Consider the following 14980-nt stretch of genomic DNA (forward strand, 5'->3'; position numbering starts at 1 on the left):
CCCGCGAACCCGAGAGGAACGACGTCATGAACAAGATCCAGGACGCTCTTGAGCAGGCAGTCGCCGAGGGCCTGCCCGGCATCGTTGCCGAGGTCCGAGACGGCGACCGAAGCTGGTTCGGCACCGCCGGGGTGGCCGACATCGAGACCGGGCGCGCACGCACCCGGGGCGAGCAGTTCTACATCGGCAGCCTCACCAAGGCGTTCACCGCCACCGTGGCCTTCAAGCTCGTGGACGAACACCGGCTGCGCCTGGACGACACCGTGGAGCAGTGGCTGCCCGGCCTGGTCCAGGGAAACGGCAACGACGGCAGCGCCATCACCGTGAGGCACCTGCTGCACCAGACCAGCGGCCTCGTCAACTACGCCTTCGACGACCCGGACATGATGAACCGCTACATCACCACCGGGTACCTCACCCACCGCTTCGACAAGTGGACCCCCGAACAGCTCATCCAGCTCGCCATGAAGTACCCGCCCTACTTCGCGCCGGGCACCGCCTTCCGATACTCCAACGCCAACTACATGCTCCTCGGCCTGATCATCGAGCGGGCCAGCGGCCGCAGCTTCGCCGAGGAACTCTCCCGGCTGATCCTCCACCCGCTCGGCCTGACGGGCACCTACCTCCCCGGCGCCGAGACGACCATCAGCGGGCCGCACCCCCGGATGTACACGAAGCTGCCGGTCGGCGACCCCGACGCCAAGGTCTACGACGTGACCGAATGGGACACGTCGCTGGGCTGGGCCGCCGGCGGCATCGTCTCCACCACCGGCGACCTCGGCCGCTTCTTCGGCGCCCTGCTCGGCGGGGAACTCTTCTCGCCCGCCCTGCAGGCCGAGATGTGGGCCACCGTCTCGACCGAAGGATCGGGCTGGATCCCCAACACCAGGTACGGCATGGGCACCTTCGAGCAGACCCTGCCCAACGGCGTCACCGTCTTCGGCGGCGGCGGCGCACTCAACGGCTCCTGGACGTACGTGATGGGCACCCGCGACGGCAAGCACCTGGTCGTCTGCAACGTGAACGGCGACTGGGTCAACCCGCTCGCCGCCTTCTTCAAGGTACTTGAGGCGCAGTTTCCCCCCGCCGAGACCCGGTGACGCGCCCGACCGCATTCAGTGCCCCTCCGCTGGGCTTTCAAGCGCCCCGGGTTGCCCCGCGACCGGCCCGGCAGTTCCACACCGCGACCGCCAGGGCCACCGGCAGTGAATTGGCCCGCGACGCCCGCTCCGTCCTCCGCTAGCGTCGGCCTGGCCACCGATCAACGGAGAACCCATGCACCGCGAACTCGCCGCCGACCTCGACCAGTTGCCCGCCCTGCTGGAGGAGGCCCGGCAGCGGGCCGTCGATTTCCTCGGCGGGCTCGACGACCGGCCGGTCATCCCGAAGGAGGCCCGCCGACCGATGCCGTCGGTGCCGCTGCGCGAGGACGCCGACGGACTGCGGGCGGCCCTGGCCGAGTTCGGCGAGCGCTGGGAACCACGGCTGTCGGCCGGCGCCGGGCCGCGCTACTTCGGGTTCGTGACGGGCGGGGCGACCCCGGCCGCACTGGTGGGCGACTGGCTGACCGCCACCGCCGACCAGAACTCCAACTCCTCGCTCGACCCGGCCGGTCAGGACCTGGAGCGGGAGACCGTCGGCTGGCTGCGCGAGCTGTTCGGGCTCTCCCCCGCGCACAGCGGCACCTTCGTCAGCGGCGCCACCCAGTCCAACACCGTCGGCCTGGCGATCGCCCGCGAGTGGCTCGGCGAACGCCTCGGGGTCGACGTGGCCGAGGACGGGGTCGCCGCGCTGGGCCGGGTCCGGGTCCTGTCGGGCAGCGCGCACTCCAGCGTGGCCAAGGCGCTGTCCGTCCTGGGACTCGGCCGCACCGCGCTGAGCACCGTCCCCACCCTGGCCGGCCGGGAGGCCGTGGACGTGGCCGCCCTGGAGCGGGCCCTCGCCGAGGCCGACGGCCCGTGCGTCGTGGTCGCCAACGCGGGCACCGTGAACACCGTCGACTTCGACGACCTGCGGGCGATCGCCGCCCTCCGCGAGCGGTACGGGTTCTGGCTGCACGTGGACGCCGCCTTCGGCGCCTTCGCCGCGCTCTCCCCCCACCACGCCGAGCTGGTCGCCGGGCTCGACCTCGCCGACTCGGTCTGCGTGGACCTGCACAAGTGGCTCAACGTGCCTTACGACAGCGCCGTGCAGTTCACCCGCCGCCGCGACCTCCAGGCCCGGGTCTTCCAGAACGCCGCCGCCTACCTCGGCCCGGTCGGCGACCACCCCGACCTGGTGCACCTGACCCCGGAGAACTCGCACCGCCTGCGCGCCCTGGCCGCCTGGTTCACCCTGCGCGCCTACGGTCGGGCCGGCCACCGCGAGATCGTGGAGCGCAACGTCGCCGGGGCCCGTGCGCTCGGCGCGGCGGTCGAGGCCATCGACGGCCTGCGACTGCTCGCGCCGGTCCGCCTCAACGTCGTCTGCTTCACCCTCGCCGAGGGCCCCACCCCGGAGCGCCTCGCCGCCCTCGCCGCCGAGCTCTCCGCGGAGGCCTTCCTCACCCCGACCCGCTACGCCGGCCTGCCCGCCCTGCGCGCGGCGTTCAGCAACTGGCGCACCACGGAGGCGGACGTGCGACGGACGGCCGCCGCGCTCTCCACCGCGACCGCCGTGATCATCGCGGCCGGCTCGAGCGGTGCGGCCGACGCCTGAGCATCCCGACCCCGGCCAGCGCCCGTACGCCGGCCGGGGTTCGGGCGGTTCCGGCGTTTCGGCGGCTCCGGCGGCTCCGGCAGATCCGGCGGCTCAGGTGGCTCCGGCGTTCAGGCACTCACGGATGCGCCCCGTCCCCGTACCCGCCCCGCGACAGGTCCGTCAGGCCGGCCATCAGCTCGGCATGGGCGAGGTTCAGGAACCGCAGCGCCCGCCACCGGGGGTTGTGGTCGGGGTGGTCGCGGAAGCCGTCGGCCGTCCCGCACAGCCGTTCCCACCACAACATCACGTCCTGGCGCAGCCGTTGGGTCTCCCCGGGCACATCCATCCGGTCCGCGAGCACCACCTCGCGCCAGGCGACGAGGAGGTCGCCGAGGTGGATGCAGTCGTGGAGGGTGACGTAGGCGAGGCGCTCGGCCGCGAAGCGGGCGGTGCTGCCCTCGGGCTGGGCCTCGACCACCTCGCCGAGACGGGCGGACAGGAAGGCCTGCAACGGGGTGACGTCCTGGTGGTGCAGGTCGTCGGAGAACTCCAGCACTTCCCTGGGCCGGTAGTCGGCAGCCATCGCACGTGCTCCCTCGCTTCGGATCAGCACTCGGTGACGGATCGTCACGCACCGTCGGCTCCCGACCCTAGCCCCGGTACGGCGGCGACGACCGGCGATTCCGCAGATCCTCATCTTTCGGGGCCAACCAGGCGTCAGCGGCACAACACGCCTGCCGGGCTTGACCTTCACACCGGTGTGAAGCCCGATGATGCTGCCATGACCGCCACCACGCGCCACCCGTACGACCCCTACGACCTCCTCGCACAGAGCCGCCTCGGCATCCTCGCCACCATCAAGGCCGACGGCCGACCCCAGCTCTCGCCGGTGCTGCCGTACTACGACCGCGAGGCGAACGTCATCCTGATCTCCACCCGGGAGGGGCTCGCGAAGACCGCGAACCTGCGCCGGGACCCGCGGGTCAGCCTGGAGGTGACCGCGCCGGACGGACGCTCCTGGGCCACCGCCGAGGGCACCGCCACCCTCACCGGACCGGGCCTCGACCCCGACGGTCCCGAGGTCGAGGCCCTGGTCGACTACTACCGCCGGGCGGCCGGCGAACACCCCGACTGGGCGGACTACCGCGAGGTCATGGTCGCCGACAGGCGGGTGCTGCTCACGGTCCCGGTCGACCACGTGTACGGCGCCCGGATCTGACCGGGCGACCGGCAACCGACCGACCGACCAATCGGCCCGGCCCGGCCCGGCCCGGCCACCGTCACGGGGGAACGGTGGCCGGGCCGTTGACCGCAAGCGGACGACCACCCACGGACGACGGGTCAGTCCCGGGTCGCCGTGACGACCGTGGCGTCCAGCTCCTCCTCGCGGCTCACCTGCGCCGCCAGCCCCGCCGCCCGGGCCACCTCCAGCGCACCGGCCGCCTGCCGCTCGCTGGTCTCGAACAACAGCGCCCCGCCCACCGCCAGCCACCCGGGCGCCGCCGCGGCCACCCGGCGCAGTACGTCCAGTCCGTCCGCACCGCCGTCCAAGGCTGGCCGGGCCTCGTGCAGTCGCGCCTCGGGCGGCAACAGCTCGACGTCTGCGGTCGGTACGTACGGGACGTTGGCGATCAGCACCTCCACCCGCCCGCGCAGCGCCTGGGGCAGGGGCGCGAAGAGGTCGCCCTCGTAGACCCGCGCGCCCGTCCCGGCCAGGTTGCGCCGGGCGCAGCGGACGGCGGCGGGGTCGAGGTCGGCGGCGTACAGCTCGACCGGGTGGTCGACCTGTGCCGCCACGGCGGCGCCGAGGGCACCGCTGCCGCAGCACAGGTCGACCACCACGGCGCCGGGGCCGGCGAGTCGGGCAGCCTCGGCGACCAGGAACTCGCTGCGTCGGCGCGGGACGAACACGCCGGGGTCGACGGCGATCCGCAGACCCGCGAACTCGGCCCAGCCGACGACGTGTTCGAGCGGTCGGCCCTGGGCACGGGCCCGGACCATGGCGGCCAGTTCGGCGGGCGAGGCGGCAGCAGCAAGCAGGATCCGGGCCTCGTCCTCGGCGAACACGCAACCGGCGGCGCGCAGTCGGGAGACAACGGAGGAACGGAGAGCGGCGGAGGAGAAGACCGACAAAGGGACCCCTAGGGCAGGACAGGAGGAGAACGGAGGACTCCGTCAGGGCTCCCGCCAGGGCCGACGCCGCGTCGGTGCGCCCGCGCTACGCGCGCGATGCGCCCGCACGGTCGCGCTCCGGGAGCACCCGCTCGGACATACCGGTAATGGGTCTCACCTCCCTGGCTCGCGGTCGTGTTCGTCGTGTACAGCGTCGGCCACCCTACCGCACCGACCGGGCCCGCCGACCGGCCACTGAGCCGCGCGGGCGGCGGTGCGGTCAGGCTTCCCGATCAGCCGAGGAAGTCGGCGACCAGGACGGCGAACTCCTCCGGGGTGGTGACCGGCACCCCGAGCTCCTCCGCCTTGGCCCGCTTGGAGCCCGCCTTCTCGCCCGCGACCAGCAGGGTGGTGCGCTTGGACACCGAGGAGGAGGCCTTGCCGCCCGCCCGCTCGATCAGCTCGTTCATCGCGTTGCGGGAGAGCTCGGCCAGGACGCCGGTCATGCTCCCGGTCACCACGACGCTCTGCCCGGCCAACGGACCGGCCACCGCCGCGCCCTCGCCCGCAGCGCCTTCGCCCGCCCCGCCCTCGGCCCCAGTGCCGGGAGCGGCTGCGGCCGCGACCGCGATCAGCGGCTCGGTGACCGCCGTCCCCACCCCCTGCTCCGCCAGCCGGTCCAACAGCACTGCCACATCTGCGAGTTCGGCGACGATCACGGCCGCCTTCTCGGCCCCGATGCCGTCCACGCCCGCCAGCGCCTCCGCGTCGGCGGCCCGGATCGCGGCCATGCTGCCGAAGTGCGCGGCGATCCGGCGCGACATCGTCCGCCCGGTGCCCCGGATGCCGAGGGCGCAGAACACCCGGTTCAGCGGGCGGGTGCGGGCGGTCTCGATGGCGGCGAGCAGCTTGTCCGCACTGGTGTCGCCCATCCGCTCCAGCGTGAGCAGTTGTTCCTTGGTCAGGGTGAAGAGGTCGGCGAGGTCGGCGACCAGCCCGGATTCGACCAACTGGACGGCCCGGGTCCCGCCGAGGCCCTCGATGTCGAGCTGGTCGCGCCCGGCCGCGTAGATCACCGAGGCGACGGCCTGGCAGCCGCGGCCGCGCACACAGCGCCAGCGCTGCTCCGAGCGGTCGATGGCGTCGCCGCAGCGCGGGCAGACCTCGGGGAAGGCGATCGGCTGCTCGGCGCCGGTGCGCTCGTCCACCAGCGGCGCCTCGACCCGCGGGATGACGTCGCCGGCGCGGTAGACGAACACCTGGTCGCCGAGCATCAGCCCGCGCCGCTCGATGTCGGCGGGATTGTGCAGGGTCGCGTAGGTGACGGTGACGCCGTCGATCACCACGGGCTCGAGCACCGCGCGGGGCGCGATGATCCCGGTGCGGCCGACGTTCCACTCCACGGCGAGCAGCCGGGTGACCTTGTGCTGGGCCTGGAGCTTACGGGCGACCGCCCAGCGTGGCGCGCGGGAGCCGGAGCCGGCCTCCTCCTGGTCGGCGACCGCGTCCGCCTTGACCACGACGCCGTCGATGCCGAAGGGCAGCGCGGCACGCAGCGCGGCGATCTCCTCGATCCGCTGCTCGGCCTCGGCGAGCGTGGCGCAGCGGAGGGGAGCGGCCGCGGTCGTGGCGGCGGTGTTGGCGCCGAGCTCGGCGAGGCGGGCGAGCAGCGCGACGTGGTCGAGGCCGGGCAGGCCGTGGGCGTCGTAGCCGAAGAAGGTGAGCTCGACCCGGTACGGGCGGTCCTTGGCCCGCAGGGTGCCGGCGGCGCCGCTGCGCGGGTGGGCGAAGGGGATGGCGCCGTGGGCGGTGCGCTGGGCGTTGGCCTGTTCGAACTGTTCGTGGGTGAGCAGCACCTCGCCGCGCAGTTCCAGGTCGAGCGGCTCGCTGAGCCGGGCGGGCAGGCCTAGCACGGCGTCGGCGGCGTGGGTGATGTCCTCCCCGGCCAGGCCGTCGCCCCGGGTGAGCACCTGGTGCAGCCGGCCGGCCCGGTAGCGGGCGGCCACGGCGAGGCCGTCCAGCTTGGGCTCGACGCACCAGGCCGTGACCGGTCTGCCGAGTCGGCGCTCCAGCCCGGCGGCCCAGGACTCCAGCTCCTCGGCGGAGAAGACGTTGTCGAGCGAGAGCATCGGCGTGCTGTGCGGGACGTCGCCGACGACCGCGCCGCCGGCCACCTTGCCGGTGGGCGACTCGGGCAGCACCTGCTCGGGGTGCTCCCGCTCGTAGGCCTCGATCCCCCGGACCAGGGCGTCGTACTCGTCGTCCCCGAGCGGGGTGGAGCCGTCACCGTAGTACGCCGCGGCGGCCCGGACGGCGGTGGCGACGGCGTCGGCGTAGGCCTGCGGAGAGGCGGGGATGGCGGGGGTGGCCGTGGTGGCTGCGTCCTTCATACCGCCATCATGGCGAGGCGCACTGACATTCGACCCGGCCCGGCGCGGGCGGGCCCGGGCACGGGTACCCGATCGGCCGAGCGGCCCGGGTGGGCGGGCGCGGACCGGCGTCGGACCGGCTACGGCTGGTCATGTTCCTTGTAGGCGTCGCGGATGTGCGAGGGGATCCGTCCGCGGTCGTTCACGGTGATGCCGTGGGCGTGGGCCCATCGGCGTATCGCCTCGCCCTCCGGGTGGGGTTCGTCGCGTCTGAGGGGCCGGGCGGGAGCCCCGGGGCCACTCCAGTCCCCGGTGCTGACTCCTTCCAGCAGGTCCGCCGCCCGGTGGAAGAGCGCGGACAGCGAGGCCAGCACCCCTTCCTCCGGCAGATCCGCATCTGCCCATGTCCCGATCGTCCCGTTGGCCGTGTCCAGGAACGTCCCGTAGAGGCCGTCGCGATCGGCGGCGATCGGTAGCCACTCCTGGCGCCAGAGCGGGTGGTCGGCGTCTTCGGACGGTTCCATCCGCTCCATGGCGAGCTGCCTGAGATAGACCCGCTGGATGTCCTCCAGGCCGAGCAGGAGGGTTCCACCGGGAACGGGCACCTCGCACCCCCGCCGCACCAGGGAACCCGGGAACTCGGGGCGCTCGTCGACATCCACGTCGTTCACCAGGAGCCATTGCCGTACCGGCGCCGGCAGCTCCAACCCCATGCGCGCTTCGGCCCGGTCGATGGCCTCCTGGCTCCCCGGACCGCCGAGGGTGGCGAAGACCCCGGGGTCGTTCCGCTCGAGCCATGTGGTCACCCGGGCCCACGCCTCCCGAACGTCTTCTGCCTGGCTCATCGGAGTGCCCTTCGTGTGCGACGGCTGTGGAATACGTATGGGAGGAACCGTAGGCATGGCCACTGACAGGAACGCTCGACCCGGAGATCTGGGGTCCGGGCCGACACCTCCGGGTCAACCGTCATCCGCGAAAAACAGGACATCCAGCTAGTCCATAAAAAACCGCACGCGCTGTTTTTCACAGCCCCGTTGCCACCCGTACTCCAACCTCCGCCGACGACCCGTCAGCAGCGCGCTCCGCCGCCCGGGCCGCCGCGACCTCGGCGACCACCTGCCCCCCGCGGTCCGGCCCCATCTGCAACGAGCCGAGCACCCCGGGCACCGCGACGCTCGGCATCAGGTGCTGGAACAGCCCGGACACCCGCAGTTCCAGGTCGGCCCGGCCGGACAGCTTCTGCGACTGGATCTGAACACCCGTCCAGGCAGCGGTGATCAGCCAGGCGGTGTCGGCCGGGACGACGTGCGGCAGCAGTTCGCCCCGTTCGCCGGCGGCGACCAGCAGCGCCTCCATCCGGCTGATCCAGCCGGGGATCGCACCGCCACCGAAGTCGTCGAGCACGTCCTGGCCGAGCGAGAGCCGGGCGCCGGCGCTGAGCAGCGGATCACGCGGCATCAGGTGCGCCACGACCATCCCGGTGTCCACGAACTCCTGGAGTTTGCAGCTCCGTTCCGGCACGCCGTCCTGGACGAACTGCTCCTCGACGACTCCCTGCGCGAGGTCCCGCTTCGAGGCGAAATGGAAGTACACCGCACCGCGCGTCACGCCCGCCCGGGCGACCACCTCCCCGATGGTCGCGCCCTCGTAGCCGAACTCGTCGAAGACCGACGCCGCAGCCTCCAGGATCAGCCGACGCGTCCGGAGCGCCCGTTCCTGCCGTACCACCGCAACCACCCCGCCCTGAGCTCCGGAAAAACAAAACCAAACACCCCGTATCTTAGCTAAGGGCACCCTTCGGGCGACAAGGCGATGCCGACGAAGCAGCCGACCCACCCTCTCTTCCCCCGCCTGACCCGACAGTTGCCGTCAACGGTCCGCCACTCCCGACTTGGCGATCAGGGGCCACACCTCTGGGAGATCGGCCCGGAGGAACGACTGCCGCCCCCACAGCCGCCGAGAAACCGAATGAACGGTTTCTTCTGCTCCCTCCGCGGAACACACCCGCCGGAACTCCACTCCACGACTTCCGCAACCAATCGGTTGAACACGCAGGCATGCCGGAGTAGCGTTGTCCTCAACCAATCGGTTGAGGAAGAACAGAGGTGCCACCGTGGCCGTCGACCAGCTCTCCCGGGCGTTCGTCGCCCTGGCCGATCCGACCCGGCGCGACATCGTCGCCCGGCTCTCGGTCCGGGACGCGACCGTCGGCGAGTTGGCGGAGTCCTACGCGATGTCCATGCAGGCCGTCTCCAAGCACCTCAAGGTCCTGGAGGAGGCCGGACTGGTCAGGCGCAGCCGGGACGCCCAGCGGCGGCCGTGCCACCTGGAGCCGCAGGTGTTCGACTTGATGACGAGCTGGATCGAGCGCTACCGCCGCCGGGCCGAGGCCCGCTTCGGCCGCCTGGACGCCCTCCTCGCAGCCATGGGCGACACCGCCGCCACCGACGCCACCGACGACGCCGCCCCGGCCCCAGTCCCGGATCCGGCCCCGGACACCGGCGCCCACTCCCGCACCGCCCGCCTCACCGCACCCACCGCACCCACCGCACCCACCGCACCCACCGAGACCGAAGGAGACCCGTCATGACCTCCACCACCGGCCGCGAGACCCGCATCGAGGCGGACCCCGCACTGCCCACCATTCGGATCGTCCGCGAGTTCGACGCCCCGCAGGAGCGGGTCTTCCGGGCCTGGATCGAGCCCGGGCTGGTCGCGCAGTGGCTCGGCCCCGAGGACCTCGACCTCAAGATCGACGAGTGGGAGGCCCGCACCGGCGGCCACTACCGCTACTCCGTGCACCGCGAGGGGCAGGAGGTCGCCGCCTTCTACGGCTCCTTCCACGAAGTCCGGCCGGCGACCCGACTCGTTCAGACCTTCACCTTCGAGGGCGTGCCGGACGGCGTCTCGCTGGACACCGCCGTCTTCGAGCCCGTCGGCGAGGGCCGCACCCGGGTCACCGTCCTGTCGGTGGTCGACAGCCTGGTGGCCCGGGACGCGATCCTGGCCAGCGGAATGGAGCGCGGCGTGACCGAGGGCTACCGGAAGCTGGACGCCCTGCTCGCCGCCGCCGCCTCCTGAGCGCCCGGGTCCGTCATGGCAGCACGGCCACCGCCTCCACCTCCACCAGTTGGTCCGTGTAGCCGAGCACCGAGACGCCGAGCAGCGTGCTGGGGGCGTCATGGTCCCCCAGGTACTCCCGGTACACGTTCCACACCTTCACCAAGTCCGCCTGGTCGCCGGAGGCCACGTACACGGTGGTCCGCGCGATGTCCGTGAGCCCCGCGCCCGCGTCCTCCAGCACGGTTATCAGATTGCGCATCACCTGGTGGGCCTGGCCCTCGTAGTCGCCGACCGCGACCGTGCGGCCCTCCTCGTCCAACGGACAGGCCCCGGCGAGCCAGAGCGAGCGGACCGGGGCGTCCACCACCGCCGCGTAGGCGTAGTCGACGGCCTGGGTCAGGCGGGTGTTGCGGACCAGCTTGACCGCGCTGTTCATGGGGCCCTCCGAGGGGATCGCGACCGAACGTTCGCGCTCATCGTTGGCCTCGCACGAACGGACGTCAAACCGATTTTGGGCGAAGTCCCGTCCGTGCCAAGGCCCGTGTGCCCACGATTCACCGTTGCGGGTGATGGCGGACGACCCCCTCGGGCCCCGATCCTGGTGCCGACCCACGCCGGCGCCACGATCGACCACCATCGGCCGCGACCGGCCACGCCCCGCCAGGAGGAGTCGACCGATGGAGTCCCAACCCCCCGACCGCGACCGGGCTTCCGGTGTCGGACGTCGCCGCATGCTCGGCCTCGCCCTCGGCGCCGGCCTCACCCCGGCCCTCGCCGCCGCGCCCCAACCCGCCCACGCCGCACCGCCGTCCGACTCCCACCCCGCTCCCGCCCACCCCGCTCCCGCCGATCCCACTCCCACTGACCCGACGCCCACCGACCCCGTTGCCGCCGACCCCGCCGCCACCCTCGGCCGGCGGGTCGTCACGGTGGCCGAGGCCCAGCTCGGCCTTCCGTACGCCTGGGGCGGCGGCGACCGGCTGGGCCCGAGCCTCGGCTTCTGCGACGGCGAGAACGGCTACCTGAACGGCGTGTGCCTGGGTGAGAGCACGGTCGGCTTCGACTGCAGCGGGCTGTCCCTCTACTGCTGGTACCGCGCCAGCCAGGGCACCGTCGAGCTCGCGCACTACACCGTGGCCCAGTTCAACCGCAGCACCCCGGTCGAACGTGACGCGCTGGCCCCCGGCGACCTGCTCTTCTTCTCCCGCCCCGACGCCCCGCTGCACCACGTCGGCATCTACACCGGCGACGGCGCGATGATCCACGCCGAGCGGACCGGCACCCTGATCGCCCGGGTCGAGCACGTGCTCGACGTCCCGCGCTGGGCAGGCGAGTTCGCCGGCGCCCGCCGCCCCGGGGTGCTGCCCGGCTGAGACATGCCCCAGCTCGCCCGGCGGATCACGCGGGGGCGCGCCACTCCGGCGACCCGTGCTCCACGCGCAGCAGCAGTTCGTGCAGCACCCGGCGCTCCGCCGGGTCGAGCGGGGCCAGCACCTCGTCCTGCACCGCCCGCGCCCGCGCCTCCAGTTCGGCGAGCAGTGCCCGCCCCTCGGCGGTGACCGACACCGAGACCCGCCGGCGGTCCGCCTGGTCCCGGCTGCGCTCGACGTACCCGGCCGCGCCGAGCTGGTCGGCGACCTTGGCGAGGTCGCTCGGATCGATGCCCAGCCGCCGGACCAGGTCGCGCTGCACCTGGGGCCCGAAGTCGACGAGGGCTGCCAGCACAGCCATGTCCCAGAGCCGCAGGCCGCGTTCGGCCAGTTGCCCGGCGAGCTCCGCCCGCGCGGCGCGGCCGATCCGGGCGAGCAGGAAGGTGCTGAGGCCCAGCAGTGTCGGCGGCAGCGCGTCGGGCGGGGCGGGGTTCTCGGAGGCCATGGCGAAATTCTAGGGGCGATCCCTATAGTGGGTGGATACCCACTGATTCAGATCCCGCCTGGAGCCCGACCGTGGACGCCCTCTACCCCCGCCTGCTCGTCACCCGCTTCGCCGAGACCTTCGGCTTCTACCGCGCCGTCCTCCCCGCTCTCACCGGCGCCACCCTGGTCAAGGGCGCACCCGAGGGCCCGTACGCCAACTGGGACGTCGACGAGCAGGCCGTCCTGTCGCTCTACGACCGCGCCGCGATGTCCGCCACGCTGGGCACCACCGGACTGCCCGCCCGCCCGGCCACCCCCACCCAGGACACCGCGATGCTGGTCTTCCGGGTCGACGACGTGGACGAGGCGCTCGCCCTCTGCCTCCAGCACGGCGGTGTCCTCGCCGTCCCGGCCACCGACCGCCCCGAGTGGGGCCCCGACCTGCGCAGCGCCCACCTGCGCGACCCCGAGGGCCACTTGATCGAGCTCCAGTCCTACTGACCGCCGGGGGCCGCGAATCCCCCGGCGGTCAGCGGTGGCACGACCGCTCGGCGGTGGCACGGCCGCTCAGCGGTGGCACGGCCGCTCAGCGGTGGCCGGTCGCTGGGCGGTGGCCGGTCGCTCAGCGGTGGAAGACCTGCAGCTCCCGGTTCACCCGGCCGGCGCGTCCCGCCACAGCTCGGCGCTGCAGTCCGCCACCAGCGCGCCGATCCGCGCCCAGGCCTGCTCGGCCGCCATCGGCTCCAGCCGGCGGCCGTCCCGCAGCCGCAGCGCGACCCGGCCGTCCGCAGCCTCCCTGGCACCGATCACCGCCTGGTAGGGCACCAACCGGGCCTCCCGGATCCGAGCGCCCAGGCTGCCGTGCTCCGGTCCGGCGACCTCGGCCCGCAGCCCGAGGTCGAGGCAGCGCTGCCGCAGCCGCTCGGCCTGCGGCAGCTCGGCTTCGGAGATCGGCAGCAGCACCACCTGGGCCGGCGCCAGCCAGGCCGGGAACGCACCGCCGTACAGCTCGATCAGGTGGGCGACCACCCGTTCGACGCTGCCGATCACACTGCGGTGCACCATCACCGGGCGGTGCTTGGCGCCGTCCGCGCCGATGTAGTGCAGGTTGAAGCGCTCGGGCTGGTGGAAGTCGATCTGGACGGTGGAGAGGGTGAACTCGCGCCCGGCACCGTCGGCGATCTGCACGTCGATCTTGGGCCCGTAGAACGCGGCCTCGCCCTCCGCCGCCTCGAACGGCACCCCGGAGCGCTCCAGCACGTCGGTCAGCAGCGCGGTGGCCCGCTGCCACAGCTGCGGGTCGGCCACGTACTTGCCGCCCTCGCCGGGCAGCGACAGCCGGTAGCGGACCGGCACGATGCCGAGCGCCCGGTGCGCCTCGCGGATCAGCTCCAGGGCGGCGACGGCCTCGTCGGCGGCCTGCTCCGGGGTGCAGAAGACGTGCGCATCGTTCAGCTGGATCGCCCGGACCCTGGTCAGGCCACCGAGCACACCGGACAGCTCGGAGCGGTACATGCCGCCCAACTCGGCCATCCGCAGCGGGAGCTCGCGGTAGCTGTGCGGGCGGGAGCGGAAGATCAGCGCGTGGTGCGGACACAGGCTCGGGCGCAGCACCATCTCCTCCGAGCCGAGTTGCATGGGCGGGAACATGTCCTCGCGGTAGTGGTCCCAGTGACCGGAGATCTCGTACAGCTCGCGCTTGCCGAGCACCGGCGAGTAGACGTGGCGGTAGCCGGCCCGGCGCTCGCGGCCGCGGATGAACTCCTCCAGGGTGTGCCGGATCGCGGCGCCGTCGGGCAGCCAGTACGGCAGGCCGGAGCCCATCAGCGGGTCGGTGTCGAAGAGGTCGAGCTCGCGGCCGAGCTTGCGGTGGTCGTGCGCGGGGCGGTCGTGCGCGGGGCGGTCGTTCGCGGGGCGGTCGTTCGCGGGAGCGAGGCGGTCGTTCATGAGGCGGTCGTTCATCGGGGTGGTCTCCACTCGGGTTGCGCGGGCGAGTGGGACCGGGAACGACGAAGCCCCGGGGCACTCGCCCCGGGGCTTCGGACTTGGTCAGCAGTCAGCGCGCCGGGACTCTCTCCGGCGTCGTCGTGGCGAGTGCAGCGCGCTTCATGCCCTCCACGGTAGCAGCACCCGGACGTTCGCGTTGATCTTTATGGGAGAGCTCACATCAGCAGGGCGCAGCCGCGCTCGGCGAGCGCCTCCCGCACGCGCTCCGTCACCTGGACGTCGTTCCACCGCAGGTCGAGCTTCTCCAACGCGGGCAGCGCGGCCGGGTCGGCCAGCCAGTCGGGCAGTGCGGTGATCCCGTTGCTGCGCAGGTCGATCCGGCGCAGCCGCGGCAGTCCGGCCAGGACGGCGGGCAGCTCGGCGAGGGCGTTCTCCCGCAGTTCCAGCTCGCGCAGTTCGGAGAGCAGTCCGAAGGAGGCCGGGAGGGCGGTCAACTCGTTGCCGCGCAGCCAGAGTTCGCGCAGCTCGCCGAGGGCGCCGATGGACTCCGGCAGGGCGGTGAGCCGGTTGTGCTGGGCGCGCAGTTCGACCAGCTCGGTCATCTTGCCGATGGCGAACGGGAGCTCGGTGAGCTTGTTCTCGCCGACGTTGAGGTAGCGGAGTTCGGTGAGCTTGCCGATGTCGTCCGGCAGGACGGTCAGCTGGTTGTCGTGCAGGTAGAGGAAGTCCCGGAGCCAGGTGAGCCGGGTCAGTTCGGCGGGCACCTCGGTGAACAGGTTGTGGCCGAGGTCGAGGGTGCGCAGCCGCATCAACCGGCTGATGCCGGGCGGGAGTTCGGAGAGCGCGCCTTCCGCGAGGATGAGCACGGTCAGGTCGTTGCGGTCCCACACCGCGCTGAGCACCTCGGCGGCCACCGGGCCGAGCGGCTGCCGCCAGAGGTTGAGCGTCATGTCT

At 72.9% G+C, this 14980-nt stretch carries 16 protein-coding genes; 7 read left to right on the forward strand and 9 right to left on the reverse strand.

Annotated features, from left to right (window positions below; translation table 11 throughout):
* Positions 1-26: 26 nt before the first annotated feature.
* Both ACIQWA_RS32990 and ACIQWA_RS32995 read left to right on the forward strand, forming a co-directional pair.
* The gene (locus ACIQWA_RS32990; protein ID WP_402488756.1) at positions 27-1100 is read left to right on the forward strand and encodes a serine hydrolase domain-containing protein; all 1074 of its coding nucleotides are present in this window, start codon (positions 27-29) and stop codon (positions 1098-1100) included.
* A 175-nt stretch (positions 1101-1275) separates the two neighbouring features.
* A complete protein-coding gene (locus ACIQWA_RS32995; protein ID WP_402488759.1) occupies positions 1276-2697 on the forward strand; it encodes a pyridoxal phosphate-dependent decarboxylase family protein in 1422 nt (473 codons plus the stop codon).
* Between the two features lie 118 nt (positions 2698-2815).
* Here ACIQWA_RS32995 and ACIQWA_RS33000 read toward each other — a convergent pair whose 3' ends face one another.
* Complete coding sequence (locus tag ACIQWA_RS33000; protein WP_360232591.1) at positions 2816-3262, reverse strand: hypothetical protein; 447 nt, start codon at positions 3260-3262, stop codon at positions 2816-2818.
* Between the two features lie 198 nt (positions 3263-3460).
* Here ACIQWA_RS33000 and ACIQWA_RS33005 point away from each other — a divergent pair, with 198 nt between their 5' ends.
* Complete coding sequence (locus ACIQWA_RS33005; RefSeq protein ID WP_402488762.1) at positions 3461-3898, forward strand: PPOX class F420-dependent oxidoreductase; 438 nt, start codon at positions 3461-3463, stop codon at positions 3896-3898.
* A 122-nt stretch (positions 3899-4020) separates the two neighbouring features.
* Here the strand turns inward: ACIQWA_RS33005 and ACIQWA_RS33010 are convergent, their stop codons facing one another.
* The 4 genes from ACIQWA_RS33010 to ACIQWA_RS33025 form a co-directional block, all read right to left on the reverse strand.
* Positions 4021-4812 carry a putative protein N(5)-glutamine methyltransferase gene (locus tag ACIQWA_RS33010; RefSeq protein ID WP_402488765.1) on the reverse strand — a complete coding sequence of 264 codons (792 nt, stop codon included), beginning with the start codon at positions 4810-4812 and terminating at the stop codon, positions 4021-4023.
* A gap of 272 nt (positions 4813-5084) precedes the next feature.
* Positions 5085-7181, reverse strand: a complete 2097-nt coding sequence (ligA, locus tag ACIQWA_RS33015) for an NAD-dependent DNA ligase LigA (RefSeq protein ID WP_402488768.1) — start codon at positions 7179-7181, stop codon at positions 5085-5087.
* Positions 7182-7300: 119 nt separating this feature from the next.
* Positions 7301-8005 carry a histone-like nucleoid-structuring protein Lsr2 gene (locus ACIQWA_RS33020; protein ID WP_402488771.1) on the reverse strand — a complete coding sequence of 235 codons (705 nt, stop codon included), beginning with the start codon at positions 8003-8005 and terminating at the stop codon, positions 7301-7303.
* Between the two features lie 178 nt (positions 8006-8183).
* The gene (locus ACIQWA_RS33025) at positions 8184-8888 is read right to left on the reverse strand and encodes a ScbR family autoregulator-binding transcription factor (RefSeq protein ID WP_402488774.1); all 705 of its coding nucleotides are present in this window, start codon (positions 8886-8888) and stop codon (positions 8184-8186) included.
* Between the two features lie 385 nt (positions 8889-9273).
* Here ACIQWA_RS33025 and ACIQWA_RS33030 point away from each other — a divergent pair, with 385 nt between their 5' ends.
* Both ACIQWA_RS33030 and ACIQWA_RS33035 read left to right on the forward strand, forming a co-directional pair.
* Positions 9274-9750 carry an ArsR/SmtB family transcription factor gene (locus tag ACIQWA_RS33030; RefSeq protein WP_402488776.1) on the forward strand — a complete coding sequence of 159 codons (477 nt, stop codon included), beginning with the start codon at positions 9274-9276 and terminating at the stop codon, positions 9748-9750.
* A complete protein-coding gene (locus ACIQWA_RS33035; protein WP_402488779.1) occupies positions 9747-10241 on the forward strand; it encodes an SRPBCC family protein in 495 nt (164 codons plus the stop codon). Before ACIQWA_RS33030 ends, ACIQWA_RS33035 begins: the two co-directional genes overlap by 4 nt.
* Before the next feature lie 13 nt (positions 10242-10254).
* Here ACIQWA_RS33035 and ACIQWA_RS33040 read toward each other — a convergent pair whose 3' ends face one another.
* Positions 10255-10659: a RidA family protein gene (locus ACIQWA_RS33040; protein WP_402488782.1), complete on the reverse strand. Its 405-nt coding sequence runs from the start codon at positions 10657-10659 to the stop codon at positions 10255-10257.
* A 241-nt stretch (positions 10660-10900) separates the two neighbouring features.
* Here ACIQWA_RS33040 and ACIQWA_RS33045 point away from each other — a divergent pair, with 241 nt between their 5' ends.
* Complete coding sequence (locus ACIQWA_RS33045) at positions 10901-11596, forward strand: C40 family peptidase (RefSeq protein ID WP_402488784.1); 696 nt, start codon at positions 10901-10903, stop codon at positions 11594-11596.
* Positions 11597-11621: 25 nt separating this feature from the next.
* Here ACIQWA_RS33045 and ACIQWA_RS33050 read toward each other — a convergent pair whose 3' ends face one another.
* The gene (locus tag ACIQWA_RS33050; protein WP_402488787.1) at positions 11622-12098 is read right to left on the reverse strand and encodes a MarR family winged helix-turn-helix transcriptional regulator; all 477 of its coding nucleotides are present in this window, start codon (positions 12096-12098) and stop codon (positions 11622-11624) included.
* Positions 12099-12169: 71 nt separating this feature from the next.
* Between ACIQWA_RS33050 and ACIQWA_RS33055 the strand changes: the two genes are divergently transcribed.
* Complete coding sequence (locus ACIQWA_RS33055) at positions 12170-12580, forward strand: VOC family protein (RefSeq protein ID WP_402488790.1); 411 nt, start codon at positions 12170-12172, stop codon at positions 12578-12580.
* Between the two features lie 150 nt (positions 12581-12730).
* Here the strand turns inward: ACIQWA_RS33055 and thrS are convergent, their stop codons facing one another.
* Positions 12731-14041 carry a threonine--tRNA ligase gene (gene thrS, locus ACIQWA_RS33060; protein WP_402488792.1) on the reverse strand — a complete coding sequence of 437 codons (1311 nt, stop codon included), beginning with the start codon at positions 14039-14041 and terminating at the stop codon, positions 12731-12733.
* 200 nt (positions 14042-14241) lie between these two features.
* The gene (locus ACIQWA_RS33065) at positions 14242-14976 is read right to left on the reverse strand and encodes a leucine-rich repeat domain-containing protein (protein ID WP_402488949.1); all 735 of its coding nucleotides are present in this window, start codon (positions 14974-14976) and stop codon (positions 14242-14244) included.
* Positions 14977-14980 lie beyond the last annotated feature (4 nt).

Origin of the sequence: Kitasatospora sp. NPDC098652 (assembly GCF_044760155.1) — a bacterium.
GTDB lineage: Bacteria > Actinomycetota > Actinomycetes > Streptomycetales > Streptomycetaceae > Kitasatospora.